The organism is Rhizobium anhuiense bv. trifolii (genome assembly GCF_024346605.1).
GTDB lineage: Bacteria > Pseudomonadota > Alphaproteobacteria > Rhizobiales > Rhizobiaceae > Rhizobium > Rhizobium anhuiense.
The window spans coordinates 290,543-304,724 of the sequence record NZ_CP098802.1 but is presented as its reverse complement, the minus strand read 5'-3'; the positions used below and the strand labels follow the sequence as shown (position 1 = coordinate 304,724).

Sequence of the window (14,182 nt, the reverse complement as noted above, 5' to 3'; positions counted from 1 at the left end):
AACGATCATGGCCCGAATTCTCAACCGAATGCTGACTGCCGTACCCCTGCCATGGGGACCCTGTCAGCGTCAGCGTCCGACTCCTTGAACGACGGTCGACTTCCGCGCGTTCCTCTCTGCGGCCGCGTTAAGCTCCGAGAAGGAGTGATGCATTGAGACAGCAAACTCTACAAATCCGATCGGCGACGACCGCGGGCGTTAGTGCACAGATCTGGAATTGAACGGATGGGGATCTTTGAAACGGCTGATCATGCCGAGGGTGCCTTGCGGCGGACGAATTTCGGACGTGCGCAGTCAAGCATGCGATTGAGAACGGCGCAGCCGATGACGCCTTCGGTCTGCTGACCAGGCCGCGACCTCGCCCGCAGACGCCGCCCGATGATGGACTTTCATCGCCCGATTGCCGTTTCGACCAGCGAGCGTTTGCCGTAGCCGTTAGAGAGTTGCCATTTCATGCGGCCGCCAAAGACATGAAGTGCGATATATATAGAAGTATATACAATAATATATTCCATACCTCTCGGGTTTCTCGCAATAGAGAGTAAGATCTGCCAAATTGGAAACGATATACTTTGAAATATATCCGACACATCTATTGCGTTGCTTGTCGTTTTCATCAAGTGTCCTGTTATGATGAGTTACGACAGTGCAACAGGAAGATTCTTTCCCATGAATGCTGAAATCTTGCCGGCGACGTCATCGACGGGAGGCTTGCACAAGGAGCACGACGACATGGATCACCAAAAGAAATCAGACAAGCGCCTTGGCTACTCGCATCTGCGGTTGGCAACCATCGACGGCGTGTCGCTGCCTGGTCTACAATTGTCACTCGACCGGCAGGAGGGCTCTGTGTCGACGAAGAAGACCTTCTTCGAACAATTGCTCCTGGATTTTGCTTTCGGTTGCTACCTATTTTATCCGATCCAGCTATATGAACATCCCGCAACGAGCGAGAGAACGACAAAGGCGCTAAACCGTTAAGTGAATTGGGAGAATTTGGACCGGCCGCCACGTTCCTCCTTTGAAATCCACGTCTATCGGGTTTCCATATTTCAGGATGGAAGCGTCGGCTCAGTCGCCAACGCTTGCAAACTCCAACAACAGGTCGGCGCGCGGATGGAGGATATCATCGACGACCTTGATGCGACGCAAGCAAAGGACGGCTCGGGCACACAGGCTTCAACAGGTACGAAGCAGCACCGCAGGAACATCGGAAGATGGCAAGAAGTCTATCGGGAACCCGACCGTTAAACGGTACCTGCAAGGCGCAGTTCAAATCTTGCTGCCGGTATCAAATACGCTGACAACGCGCGCTCGCCTGCCAATATCAAGGAAATTTGACGCCCAGGGTTCGCCCATCAAATTTACTGCAGAAAGGATTCGTTCTCCGTGTCATTTTGTTCTTCGAAACGCATTCGCATCGCCGCACTTGCAGCGACCGCCATCGTGCTGGGCACCCAGGTCGCAATTGCGCGAGAACCGTCTATAGGGTCTCAGTGGCTGAACTCGCCGGCATCTCGAGTGGAAGCGCTTGCGGTCCTTCAGACCTTGAATGCCAATCTCCTGAGTAACGCCAGTGCTACGTTGACCCTTGATCGCTGGTGCGCCGCGCACAAGCTCGCACCGGAAGGTTCTAAGATTGTAGCTCAGCGTGTGGGCGGGCAAGACAAGCCGGCCGATGAGCACATCCGTGAACTTCTGACCGTCGGACCCGGTGAGTTGATCGCTTATCGCCGCGTCCGCCTGGTCTGCGGCGACCGCGTCTTGTCCGAAGCCGACAATTGGTATGTACCTGCAAAATTAACTGCAGAGATGAATCAGGCGTTGAATACCAGCGATATCGCGTTTGGCAGAGCCGTTCAGGCTCTCAATTTCACTCGCACAAACCTGTCTGCCAAGTTGCTCTGGTCCCCTCTATCCGAAAGCTGGGACATGGACGGTTTAATAACGCATGAAACAGGTTCCCTTACCCTGCCGCCGTTCCTGCTCGAACATCGTGCCGTACTGAAACTTCGAGACGGCACGCCGTTTAGCGCCTTGGTCGAAAGCTACACGGACAAAGTACTAGACTTTCCAGTTCCGCGCCTGCTTTCTCAATAGCGCTTCGGTACTCAGCATACTTGCTGAACTGCGCGGGATAAAATCGACAGCCACTGCATGCGACAAAAGCGCCTGCCTTGCGGAAGCGTGCCGGTCGGGCGACTGGCTTGTCGATTCGTTTGATCGCGGCGACCACGCACGGTAGCCTGAGTGTAACCTGACCCCAAGCCGTCGCAGATTGTCGCTTGACAGTCCCCTCGGCAAGCCTCTACCCTTTTTGGCATTCACCAGGGGGGTCCCGGCAAGGGGCTGAGATACTGCTATCGCGCGCAGTGACCCGTTGAACCTGATCCAGTTCATACTGGCGTAGGGACGGTGCAAGCGCTCGAAGGCAGTGGATTCACGCGTGGAATCCGTGCCGGCGTCTTTTCATCATTCCGGCTGAGGACTGGGTCTCCAATCGAAACTTGGAGCCTCAAACCATGAGTATCGCCGCCGCCCCAACCGTCACCACCGGCCCCTTGCCGGCATCCAGGAAGATCTACATTCGGGGGGACATCCATCCCGACATTTGCGTGCCGATGCGCGAAATCAGCCTGCATCCGACATCGGGCGAGCCGCCCGTTGTCGTCTACGACTCGTCCGGCCCCTATACGATCGAGGGCGCCGAGATCCGTATCGAACAGGGGCTGCCCTCACTGCGACGTGACTGGGTTCTCGCCCGCGGCGACGTCGAGGCCTATAAGGGCCGCCATGTCCGTCCCGAAGACAACGGCTTTGCCAGCGGCGAAAGGCTGACGCCCGAATTCCCCGCGCTACGCCAGCCGCTGCGCGCAAAGGATGGCAGTGCCGTCACCCAGCTCTCCTATGCGCGCGCCGGCATCATCACGACCGAGATGGAATTCATCGCCATCCGCGAGAACCTCGGCCGCAAGGCGCAGGCGGACGCCATGATCCGAGACGGCGAGAGCTTCGGCGCCCATATTCCTGACCATGTGACGGCGGAATTCGTCCGGCAAGAAGTGGCGGCGGGTCGGGCGATCATCCCCGCCAACATCAACCATCCGGAAGCCGAACCGATGATCATCGGCCGCAATTTTCTGGTGAAGATCAACGCCAATATCGGCAACTCGGCCGTCACCTCATCGATGGCGGAGGAGGTTGAGAAGATGGTCTGGGCGGCCCGCTGGGGCGCCGATACCGTCATGGATCTCTCCACCGGCCGCAACATCCACAACATCCGCGAATGGATCATCCGCAATTCGCCGGTGCCGATCGGTACCGTGCCGCTCTATCAGGCGCTGGAGAAGGTCGAGGGCATTGCCGAGAACCTGACCTGGCAGGTCTATCGTGACACGCTAATCGAACAGGCCGAACAGGGCGTCGACTATTTCACCATTCATGCCGGCGTGCGGCTTCACTACATCCCGCTCACCGTCAACCGTGTGACCGGCATCGTCTCGCGCGGCGGTTCGATCATGGCGAAGTGGTGTCTCCATCACCATCGCGAAAGCTTCCTCTACGAGCATTTCGAGGAGATCTGCGACATCTGCCGCGCCTATGACGTCTCCTTTTCGCTCGGCGATGGCCTGCGCCCCGGCTCGATCGCCGACGCGAATGATGCGGCGCAGTTCGCCGAACTGGAAACACTGGGAGAGCTGACCAAGATCGCCTGGGCGAAAGACTGCCAAGTGATGATCGAAGGCCCCGGCCATGTGCCGATGCACAAGATCAAGGAGAACATGGACAAGCAGCTCGAAGTCTGCGGCGAGGCTCCTTTCTACACGCTCGGGCCGCTGACGACCGATATCGCGCCGGGCTACGATCACATCACCTCTGGGATAGGCGCAGCCATGATCGGCTGGTTCGGCACGGCGATGCTCTGCTACGTCACGCCCAAGGAGCATCTGGGGCTTCCCGACCGCAACGACGTGAAGGTAGGCGTCATCACCTACAAGATCGCGGCTCACGCCGCAGATCTCGCCAAGGGGCATCCGGCGGCACAGCTGCGCGACGACGCGCTCTCCCGCGCCCGTTTCGAATTCCGCTGGGAAGATCAGTTCAACCTCTCGCTGGACCCAGAAACCGCCCGCAGCTTCCACGACGAGACGCTGCCGAAGGAAGCCCACAAGGTGGCCCATTTCTGCTCCATGTGCGGCCCGAAATTCTGCTCCATGCGGATTTCGCACGATATCCGCGCCGAAGCACAGAAGGAGGGGCTGGATGCGATGGCAGCGCGTTATCGCGAGGGCGGCGACCTCTATATGCCGGTAGAAACCCTGCAGCATTCGGGCGAATGAGATGCGTGTGCTTGTCAAAGGGGCCGGCGTTGCCGGCCTGACGGTGGCGTATGAACTGCGCGCTCGAGATGCCGAGGTTACCGTGCTCGATCCATATGGCGGTTTCAGGCGTGCTGCTTCGTGGCTCGCGGGCGGAATGTTGGCGCCCTGGTGCGAGCGGGAGAGTGCTGATGACGCGGTACTCATGCGCGGTCTCACCGCCGCCGACAAATGGGAGGCAATGGTGCCGGGAGAGGTGCGACGAAACGGAACGCTTGTGGTCGCCTCGGCTCGCGATCTTGGTGAACTGCGACGCTTTGCCTGCCGCACGACGGGTTATGAATGGCTGGAAGAGCCGGCGATCGCGGCGCTCGAACCCTCTCTTGGCGGGCGGTTCCGGCACGGGCTGTTCTTTCGCCGCGAAGCCCATCTCGATCCCCGGCGAGTGTTGTGTCTGCTGCGCACCAAGCTGACGGTTCAGGGGGTCACCTTCGTGGGCGAGAGCCCGCACGAGAGCTTCGACAGTGTCGTCGATTGCACGGGCGCAGCGCGCATTGGCGATGCCGAGGAGTTACGCGGCGTCCGCGGCGAAATGCTTTACCTTAGAAGCTTTGACGTGGATCTCTCCCGGCCGGTCCGCCTGCTCCATCCGCGTTTCCCCGTCTACATCGTCCCGCGTGGAGACGGTGTGTTCATGGTCGGCGCGACAATGATCGAGACGGAATTCGACGGGCCTATTGTCGCCCGTTCACTGATGGAACTGCTCAACGCTGCATACACGCTATTTCCGGCCTTTGCCGATGCAACCATAATCGAAACGGGTGTCGGAATTCGCCCAGCCTTTCCGGACAATCTTCCACGTGCAAGCCATCAGGGAACGGTGATCTCGCTCAACGGCCTCTACCGCCACGGCTTTCTGCTCGCGCCAGCCATGGCGGCCGAGGCGGCTGAACTTGTCTTCAACCAACATACCACGGGAAGGAATGTCCCATGAAATTGATCGTTAACGGCGAGGCTCTGGATGTCGCGGCTGAGACGCTGTCGGAGCTTTTAGTCCTGATGGAATACCAGGGTGACTGGCTGGCGACAGCCGTCAACGGTGAGCTGGTCCATCGCGAAGACCAGTTCGATCGTTCGCTCAACGACAATGACAGGATCGAAATCCTATCGCCGATGCAGGGAGGCTGACGGATGCTGACGCTTTATGGGTCCGAAATTACCTCCCGTCTGCTGCTCGGCACAGCGCGATATCCCTCTCCTGCCGTCCTCTCCGAGGCCGTCAGGCAATCGGCGACGGAAATCGTCACCGTCTCACTTCGTCGTGAGATGTCTGGCGGCCGCAGTGGGGGCAACTTCTTCGAGATGATCCGCGCGCTCGGCGTTCGTATCCTACCCAACACCGCAGGTTGCCACAGCGTCGCGGAAGCGGTGCTGACCGCAAGGATGGCACGCGAGCTGTTCGCCACCGACTGGATCAAGCTCGAGGTCATTGGCAGCCATGATACGCTACAGCCGGATGTCTTCGGCCTCGTCGAGGCGGCTCGCATTCTCGTCAGCGAAGGTTTCGAGGTCTTCCCGTACACGACCGACGATCTGGTCGTGGCCGAACGACTGCTGGAGGCCGGCTGCAAGGTGCTCATGCCTTGGTGCGCACCGATCGGCAGTGCCGCCGGGCCGCTCAATCCGACAGCGCTCAGAGCAATGCGGGCGCATTTCCCTGACGTGTCGCTGATTGTCGATGCCGGCATCGGTCGGCCGTCGCACGCAACTGCGGTGATGGAGCTGGGTTTCGATGCGGTTCTGCTCAACACCGCCGTTGCCGGCGCCGGAGATCCAGTCGCGATGACAGCCGCCTTTGCCGCGGCAATCGCAGCCGGCAATCAAGCCTTTGACGCCGGCCTGATGGAGCCGCGCGACATGGCCGTACCCTCCACGCCGGTGATCGGAAAGGCGGTGTTCACCTGAAGCTCGATCCGTTCTACCTGATCGTCGACAGCGCCGAATGGATTGCCCGACTGGTACCCCTCGGCGTCAAGCTGGTGCAGTTGCGCATCAAGGATCGTCCGGAGACTGAGCTAGCCGAGAATCCCGGCTATGACGATCAATGCTGGTGCGAGGAGGACAACGCCGACGTTCTGCCGGCGTTTCTCGAATGTGGTGGCCATTTATGTCACCTCCAGGCGGCTCACCCGTGACGCTTCACGATCGCAGTAACCAACTCATGCGCTGCTGTGATTGCCTCGACGGCGGTTTTCTGGCCTTGCAGGGCCTTCTGCACTTCCGTGCCGATGGCTTGGCTAACTGTGGAGTAGACGTAGGATGGCATCGTAGGCAACGTCGACCTTTGCAGGTTGTGGTTCTGTAGTACAATTTGGGTCAACCCCACGCTCTTGGGACGCTTTCTTGCAACACCGCATTTGCTAGTTTTTCCTCTGTGGATGTCCGTGACCACTGTATTTCGGCAAATGCCGCAGTTAGCTGCTATCGCGCGCTCCCGCCGCTAATGGATATTGCGCGAGGTGGCGGCCACGTCTGAGCCAACAAGAGATTGAGGATGGTTTTTGGTTTTGCTGACACGATTGAATGCCAGCTCTTTAAGTTACGAGGCGCATCATTCGTCCCAAACTTGTCCTGCCCGGTCGTTGTCGCCGCTCTCATGGTAGTAACGGGCGATCGTCTCGTAAGACTCAGCGCGTGAGCGAGCATCCTGCTGCGGATACAGTCTCAGGATTTGTTCGCAGAGCTCTTTGCCCATCGAAAAGCGTTCCGCCATTGGAAGGCCCGCGTAATCGTAGTGTGGACCGAAGAGTTCTTGCATCGCCGCGAGAAGCCAATCTTCCGAGTTTCGTTCAATTGCAGCGCGAGCAAATCGGTCTAATGCTATCCACCCCGCCTCCATGTCGCGCATTCTTCCGATCAGTATCCCTACATGCAACTGGCGCAAGGAGATGCTGTCCGGGTTCAGCTTGATGCCCTCTGCAATTGCCGAAAGCGCCGTATTCCAGTCCTCAATCTCTATCGCCGCCGAGATTCGATCATGGAACGCTATCTCTGCGGCATAAATCTCGCCTTCAGCAATCCGCTCCTTGTCGGCCTCTTTCGCTTCCGCGCTGGTGCGCCAGCTGCCGTCAAGCACTTTCGGCAAAACATCATCAAGTTCCATCGGATGACCGATAAAGGCGATGTGGCCGTCTCGGTCGACCACGAACGACGTCGGAATCCCGAAAGAAAAGCTGGCGGTCATCCAAAGCTTGTGCATTTCGCCTGTGTCGTCGAACGCGATCCGAAAATTCAGGCGCGAGAACGTTTCGGTCAACCACGTGTCCAACATGGTTCGGGCCTCGTCGCCCGTTGCAGCGCGTTCACTTGCTGCGATTCCGATGACCTCAAGTCCGCTGTCCTTATATTTATCCTGCAGTTGCACCAGACCGGGCATCGCCCTCACACACGGCCCGCACCAACTGGCAAAAAAATCGACGATATATACCTTGCCGGACTGGAAGTGCGTGAGCGGCTCGCCAAGCACCCAGTTCGGAACTTTAAGCGAAGGAGCCGGGGACTCTAAACGCAATGCCATGTTTATCTCCATAGTTAGTAGTCAGCGTGATTTAAGAACTCTCGCCTCCCCATGTGGAAGCGCTTCCACGAAACATATTTCGACTTTCGCTTCCTCGTCAAGAAAAATGTTGGAAGCGCTTCCAAGAATTCGCTATTGGTTGTTTAGGGGATTGTTTGATCGATTCCATCAATCGTTATTAGGAGGAGCCTAGTTGGATAGCAGGGTTCGGTTGTCAGACGTCGCTAAACGGGCGGGGGTCGGCGTTGGCACGGTTTCGCGAGTTTTGAATGGCTCGGCTAAGGTTTCGGCCGCAACGCGACAAAAGGTCCGGGCCATCATTGATGAACTTGGCTACGTTCCCAACTTGGTAGCTCGGAGTTTGGCAGCTAATCGAACGGGTTTGATCGCCGCAATAATCCCGGTGATTGGCTACACGCAGCATGCTGAAATATTACAGGGCATGGCCGATGTCCTGCATAAGCACGACATGATGTTGATGATAGGGGCATCGGGGTATTCGGACCAAGTCGAACTGCAGGCCGTCAAAGCCTTTCTGGCTCGGAGGCCCGATGCCATCTATATCACAGGGGTCCGTCATACGGACGCCGTACGCTCTATTTTGCATCAATCGGGAATCCCCGTTGTAGAAGGGAGCAACTTGACCGATTCTCCTATCGACGCTGTCGTTGGATACTCCAATTTCGATGCCAGCGTCGATCTGACAAGACTGCTCATTGCTCGTGGTTATCGCCGCGTCTGGCACGTGACTGTCACCAAAGACTTCAACGACCGTATCGATGACCGCTTGGAGGGTTTCCGTTGGGTGACCTCTACGGGGACTGAAGTCGAAGCGGACGTCATCCGCTGTGAAAATAGTTTCGATGGCGGAGCGGAGGCCGTCCGGCTGGCGCTGGCGTCCAACATCAAAGTGGAAGCCCTGACGTTCGCTACTGATGTCATGGCCGTCGGAGGCTTGTTGGAGTGCCAACGGCGAGGGATCAATGTTCCCGAGCAGCTTGCTATTGCGGGTTTTGACGACCTCCCCATAGCAGCGTCGACAAATCCTTCCCTGACAACCGTGAAAGTCGACCGGGTGGGCCTTGGTCGAAGAGCTGCAGAAATTATCGTCAACCGGCTTCAAGGCAACCACACCTACTCCCAGATAGTCGACGTCGGATTCCAAGTGGTGGAACGAGATAGTACACGGCGCCCGTGATCGAGTCGCTGCAGTGAAGCTCGATGCTATGATCTCAACCTTTCTATGAAAGACTCGCACCTGTATTCCGGAGGCAATGTCCAATTCCATGGAAGCAGTTGCTCCAGTTTAATGATCGGTGCCGTCGCTGGCGCAGGAGCACGTTGAAGTATCATCCGTTAATTTTGATGGTGACCTTTTTTTCCCCGTTCAAATCAGAGGTGTTCACTTTAAACCAAACACTCTTTGTCTGTTGCTCAACGAGCATCCCCTCTCCAGCATGTTCGAAAAGCTCATCTCGAGATAACAGCACGTCCTTAACTAACCGACCAGATATAATTGCTACCCGCGCAAGGAGGTCATGCGAACGCAGTCGAAGATATATGAATTGCGGCAGCGCATACTCGTATCGTTTTGGCTTAAGAAGAATTGTTCTCTCAAGTGAGCGATTCGCATCCCATTGTCCTGATTGCTTAACCTCGATGACAGAGAACTTCCCTTCTTCCTCTGCGTCACGACTTACGCCGCCATCATCCCAAAAGAGGTCGTGCGAGTACTGATCCTCGTTGTCTTCTCCAGGCATGGGGGGGGTAAAACGAAAGCACGAGAGGCTGATCGTATTTGTCTAGAGCCTGGATATTCTTGAAAGGAACATCAAGTTTTGGAGCATGATGACGCTCCGGGATAATCGCTCCTTCCCTCACGAATATCGGAAGGGAATCGATCTTCGCCGCAATCGAGAGACGCTGCCCGCCGGTAATTGGTTTCGTGCCATCAATCAAATCACTTACGACGTCGTACTGGAACCACTTTGTAAACCGTCCCTCGCCGGTGCGAGGAAAATAGACCTCGGTTTCAGCCAAATACGATTCAGCTTGGCCAGCGGGGCTCTTCGTTAGAATTGGTGCGACAAGGACCGAGTTGGCAAGGAAGTATTGCGTTCCCAGAATATCCCGATTTTCTTCAGTGAAGATTCCTATGTCACCGTCCCAAAGGCACATGGCCCTGTTAATCGGCGCACCCGTTTGCGTGTATTCATACATTGCATCGTACAGCAGATGATGCCAGCGGACTCTGAAGCACACGAATTCCGCCATGATCTGACCGAAGTTCTTCGATCCATCGGCCGTCGCAGGACCAATGTAGTTGTAGACTTCCTGATATTGTTTCATAGCGTCATAGTGATTGCGGACCCATGGCTGTAGTGCCGCGGCCTGTGTCCAGCGCGTGATTAATTCAGGTTCGCTGATGGCGCCGATGTCGATATCTTCCGGACCAAGCACGAGGCGATCGTAGACGGCAGGATCATGGCTGCGATTTTTTTGCTCACCATAAAATGTATTTGCTGGGTTTGCCGGATCTTCACCCGGCGCGAAGCCTCCTAGATCTGCGCCTACGATAGGAATGCCGGACATCCCAAGATTCAAAATCTGCGGTATACACACCTGCAAGTGATGCCACGTGGATGCGTTGTCACCGATCCAATGTCCGGAATAATGTTGTAGGCCGGGGTAACCGCTTCGGCAAATCACGTAGCTGCGCTTGAAGTTCTTCAGCAAATCCGCGTGAGCCTCGAGACCAAATTCATATGTGGAGCGCGCCACCATATATGCATGCAAATTCCGCAGCTCCACGAACGGAGTTTTACGCCCGTCGCCGAAGCGTGGATCAGTCAACAGCAACTGTCCGTGATAACTGCGCCAGTTGAACGTATTGGATCGACGGCGATCATCCGTCGGCGCCTCGCCAGTAAGCGACCAGCCGAATTGATTGCGAGGAGAAGATGTGTCAGCAAAATTCTTGCCATCCTCCACATGTGGCATAGGGTCCGGGACTGCCATGTCCTGCCAGACGAAGCCGAGCCCGTTTCGGAAGAGGTTGGCATATTGTTTTCCCCAAAAACGCGCAGCTTCGGTTCTGCCGTAGTCAGTCACCACGGCGCCGATGGTATCCCGTTCTCCGGTCTGGGCGTTTACACCATAATCCAGCACCAGAACATTCTGATCGGGGTAGCGGACGCCCGCCAGAGAGGTGTAGGTGAGACCTGGATAGGCTGCTTCGCTGCGCGGACCGCGGAATCTCGTGATGTTGCCTTCGCCCTCATTTCGCACGCAGTAAGACTTTTCGATCAAACCCTTGGCGGTCTCATATTGGGTCTTTGCGAGATCATTTGGATCGTAAGCAATATTGTCGGCGCGAATGAATGGAGTGATGTTTGTCTGGCACTGCAGACCGTAATCTGCCGCCCAATCAAATACCGATTTGCCGCTTCCGACGGCGCCGCCGGACCAGAAGCTGCTCTTAATCGAAAACACCTTTTTGTCTTCCTGGACGTCTATATCGATACCGAGACCCTCAATCGGCACACCGAAACCACGATATCCCTCAACGATATCCTCAACATAGACATGCATCTCATCGGTATCGCCTTGCGGACGAAGCAGGCCAAGGCAACCGTATTTGGCCTGAAAATAGCCGAAAATATACTTAGGCGGCATGACTGCGCGTCGATTCAGAAGCCCGGCGGGCGCATCAGGAGAAAGAGTCCCTCGTCCCATCAGATAGGTATATGCGTCCAAAACATTGCTTGCGGTTTCGCCGAACAAGTAATGGCAGTCAAATTCACCGTGCTGCGCGCCGGCGATAACAGTCTGGGAGTCGCGAGCCACACCTTTCAGCGAAAAAAATGTTTGACCGGTATTATCAAGAAAGGCGCCGAGAAAGGCTGACTGTTCATTGATGACGGATCGCTCGATGTAAAAGGGCGCGTTCAGGTATTGCGGGACGTAATAGTTCGCCTTGAACGTATCCTTGTACGCCACGCTATTGGGGAAGACCTCCGGCTGGTTATACCAGAGGTTGTCGTAATTGTAGCAAGTTATTTCCTGCCCATTGCGATCCAGACCGGAGCGTCCGCTATGGGAATAACCGCTTGCTCCCTCTTCCGGATCGGCATTCGACGTGAGATTATAGTCGAGTACTCCACCAAGGCCGAAGTAATGCGTGGCGTCCGTTGCTTTGCGCTCCATATTGGCGACGGTACCAGTATCTTTTCCCGCATGCATTAGCGGGCCCGAGGAGATGTCGATAATACCTCCGTCACTCAGCCTCCGGAGCTGAATCGATAGGAGACCGCTCTCAGCTCGGATGAATTCGATGCTGACGGAGCGAAGTAAGATGGAGGCACCGTTGCTATTCCAGCTCAGAACAGGGGAGTACCCCAGTGTTGTTTCATGCTGCCTGATCTGTCTCAGCCTGGATGAAACGATAGGACCATACACCTTCTCGGGAAAGGCTGAAGGTGAGCTCGCGTATGGCGCAAACCGAATCCTAAAGGCGTTTTTCTGACATGACGTAACCTGCAAGACTATCGTGATCGCATGTGCGTCTTCGCTTTCGGAATCGCTCTTAGCCTGGGCATTAATGTGAATTGTCCAATCTCGGTCGAATCCCCCTGTCGATCTCGGTGCTCCGTCCCAAAAAACCGAATAGAGAACGACATCGTCGCCGACGGTCCATTCCTCGGCCGGAACATAATCATAGGTATTGTACGGCTTCCAAGAAGCCGGTAGCTTTCTGTCGGACATTCTTCATGCCTCTCAATGAAAACGGGGATTAGGGCGCTTAGGAAGCACGGTGGAACTCGAAGGCGATCCAAATGCAATCTGTATCGGAATAATATTGATGGGGCGGGTAGTAGAAGCACGGATTTTGGGCGCTCGCTGAACGCGCGACATCGGAATGCCCATCCCAGGCGTTGTAAGTTGTGACGATAGGCATCGGTGCATGTGTCGCACCAGGAGCAAGCCGATGCTCCTCATAAAGACCCGCGAAAGACGCCGATGCATCGAAGGGAAAAGAATAGTCGCTCAATGCCACGTTTGCGGGCTCGATGTTCACTGCCTGCTGCGCAGTTTTTAGGTCCCTGAATTTTTGCATGCGACCAAACCCGACGAGCTGTGTGTGGATCTCCAAAAAATTGTGGTGATGAACGTCGTGGACGCCTGCATCGGACCCGGCCGGCAACCACCAAAGATTGGCGTAAACGTTGTAACCGAGAGGTTCACTGCCAGGAGGAGATGGCTGGCCTGCCATTTTCCAAGGATCGATCTTGACGACGTGATCGAGCTGCAATTGACTTGAAATCCAGAGCGGAAGGGACGGAAATCCCTCTGGGTACGGGTAACGCGTCCAGGAATCCGCCTCAGCGAAAACGTCGGACGTGTGATTTTTTGGCTGGCGGACGTGAACAAGTGACACAAGACCGTCGGCTGATGCATTCGCGGTTGAGATGTGGACACCCGAACGGACGATTGCGCTTTGCAGCGGCTGTACAGTATGCTTGAGAGGAGAAGCCGCGGCTGGCGACTGATCGTCATCCGCGTCTGCCGATACAAAGACGGGCTGCGAACCGAGGTTGGTCAAAATGATGCTGCTGATATCACGCCCAGAAAAGAGCGTCTCTGTGTCGAAACGATAAAGGTTGCTGACGAGAAAGCCGCTCAAGTGTTTGCCGTTAAAGGGATAAGGCGTGGCAACATTCTCGCCCGACCCTGGTTGCACCACGATGGATTGCGGTGCCGCGGGGTTGGCACCAGGCCCCCTTCGCATATCCGGACCTTGGGGGCCGCGAAGATCGGCAATGAGAAGCCGTGGCGGGCGTCTGCTCGAATCATCGTTTATGGTCTCACGTGCCGGGTCTGGCGCTGCACCCGCTCGTCGCGCCAGCATCAAACCTCCTGCGATTCCTCCGCCACCCAGCAGAAGTTTGCGCCGCGAAAGGCGGCTTTCATCTACAGATTTATGATCTTCCAGTTGGCCGCCATTCGGCGTGAACATTTTCATGAGTGTCTTCCTCCGCAGTAACCTTTGCCGGAACGCCAGCGACATCATTCATGATGTGAGATGGGGAAACAGTCCAATCGAACTTCGTGTGGTCAGCCCTGCAAATCGAGATGTCCAACATTGTTGGACTTTTCGATTGCGACTCGATTGGTCATTGACTTTCGCTGCAATCCCCGCCTGGTAAAAACAGTGCCCTAGCCCGGACGGTTTATGGTTGTTCTGCGGCGGATTCCTCCGACTTATTAATGTGGCATGAAGGAGCAT

The 14,182-nt window shown here is 56.2% G+C and carries 10 protein-coding genes, 1 pseudogene and 1 riboswitch; of the genes and pseudogenes, 7 read left to right on the top strand and 4 right to left on the bottom strand.

Going from position 1 to position 14,182, the window contains the following annotated elements; all coding sequences use genetic code 11:
* Positions 1 to 248 precede the first annotated feature (248 nt).
* Positions 249 to 461: pseudogene (locus NE851_RS08360) on the bottom strand (IS5/IS1182 family transposase); the annotation flags it as partial.
* 208 nt (positions 462 to 669) lie between these two features.
* Here NE851_RS08360 and NE851_RS08355 point away from each other — a divergent pair.
* The 6 genes from NE851_RS08355 (at position 670) to NE851_RS08330 (ending at position 6,284) form a co-directional block, all read left to right on the top strand.
* Complete coding sequence (locus NE851_RS08355; RefSeq protein WP_254956565.1) at positions 670 to 981, top strand: hypothetical protein; 312 nt, start codon at positions 670 to 672, stop codon at positions 979 to 981.
* A gap of 408 nt (positions 982 to 1,389) precedes the next feature.
* Entirely contained in the window at positions 1,390 to 2,100 is a 711-nt protein-coding gene (locus NE851_RS08350; protein WP_254956564.1) for a hypothetical protein, read from the top strand.
* 219 nt (positions 2,101 to 2,319) lie between these two features.
* Positions 2,320 to 2,431: riboswitch (TPP riboswitch) on the top strand.
* 91 nt (positions 2,432 to 2,522) lie between these two features.
* Positions 2,523 to 4,340 carry a phosphomethylpyrimidine synthase ThiC gene (gene thiC, locus NE851_RS08345; RefSeq protein ID WP_254956563.1) on the top strand — a complete coding sequence of 606 codons (1,818 nt, stop codon included), beginning with the start codon at positions 2,523 to 2,525 and terminating at the stop codon, positions 4,338 to 4,340.
* 1 nt (position 4,341) lies between these two features.
* Positions 4,342 to 5,313, top strand: a complete 972-nt coding sequence (gene thiO / locus NE851_RS08340) for a glycine oxidase ThiO (protein WP_254956562.1) — start codon at positions 4,342 to 4,344, stop codon at positions 5,311 to 5,313.
* On the top strand, positions 5,310 to 5,507 hold the full coding sequence (thiS, locus tag NE851_RS08335; RefSeq protein WP_254956561.1) for a sulfur carrier protein ThiS: 198 nt from the start codon (positions 5,310 to 5,312) through the stop codon (positions 5,505 to 5,507). The genes thiO and thiS overlap by 4 nt, the downstream gene beginning before the upstream one ends.
* Positions 5,508 to 5,510: 3 nt before the next feature.
* Positions 5,511 to 6,284, top strand: a complete 774-nt coding sequence (locus NE851_RS08330; RefSeq protein WP_254956560.1) for a thiazole synthase — start codon at positions 5,511 to 5,513, stop codon at positions 6,282 to 6,284.
* 646 nt (positions 6,285 to 6,930) lie between these two features.
* On the opposite strand, the gene NE851_RS08320 is transcribed toward NE851_RS08330, so the two are convergent.
* Positions 6,931 to 7,896 (bottom strand): TlpA disulfide reductase family protein, encoded by a 966-nt coding sequence (locus NE851_RS08320; protein WP_254956558.1) that lies wholly within the window; start codon positions 7,894 to 7,896, stop codon positions 6,931 to 6,933.
* Between the two features lie 193 nt (positions 7,897 to 8,089).
* Between NE851_RS08320 and NE851_RS08315 the strand changes: the two genes are divergently transcribed.
* Positions 8,090 to 9,094, top strand: a complete 1,005-nt coding sequence (locus NE851_RS08315; RefSeq protein ID WP_254956556.1) for a LacI family DNA-binding transcriptional regulator — start codon at positions 8,090 to 8,092, stop codon at positions 9,092 to 9,094.
* A 509-nt stretch (positions 9,095 to 9,603) separates the two neighbouring features.
* Here the strand turns inward: NE851_RS08315 and NE851_RS08310 are convergent.
* Together NE851_RS08310 and NE851_RS08305 are read right to left on the bottom strand one after the other, a co-directional pair.
* A complete protein-coding gene (locus tag NE851_RS08310) occupies positions 9,604 to 12,660 on the bottom strand; it encodes a TIM-barrel domain-containing protein (RefSeq protein ID WP_254956554.1) in 3,057 nt (1,018 codons plus the stop codon).
* 37 nt (positions 12,661 to 12,697) lie between these two features.
* The gene (locus NE851_RS08305; protein ID WP_254956552.1) at positions 12,698 to 13,918 is read right to left on the bottom strand and encodes a hypothetical protein; all 1,221 of its coding nucleotides are present in this window, start codon (positions 13,916 to 13,918) and stop codon (positions 12,698 to 12,700) included.
* Positions 13,919 to 14,182 lie beyond the last annotated feature (264 nt).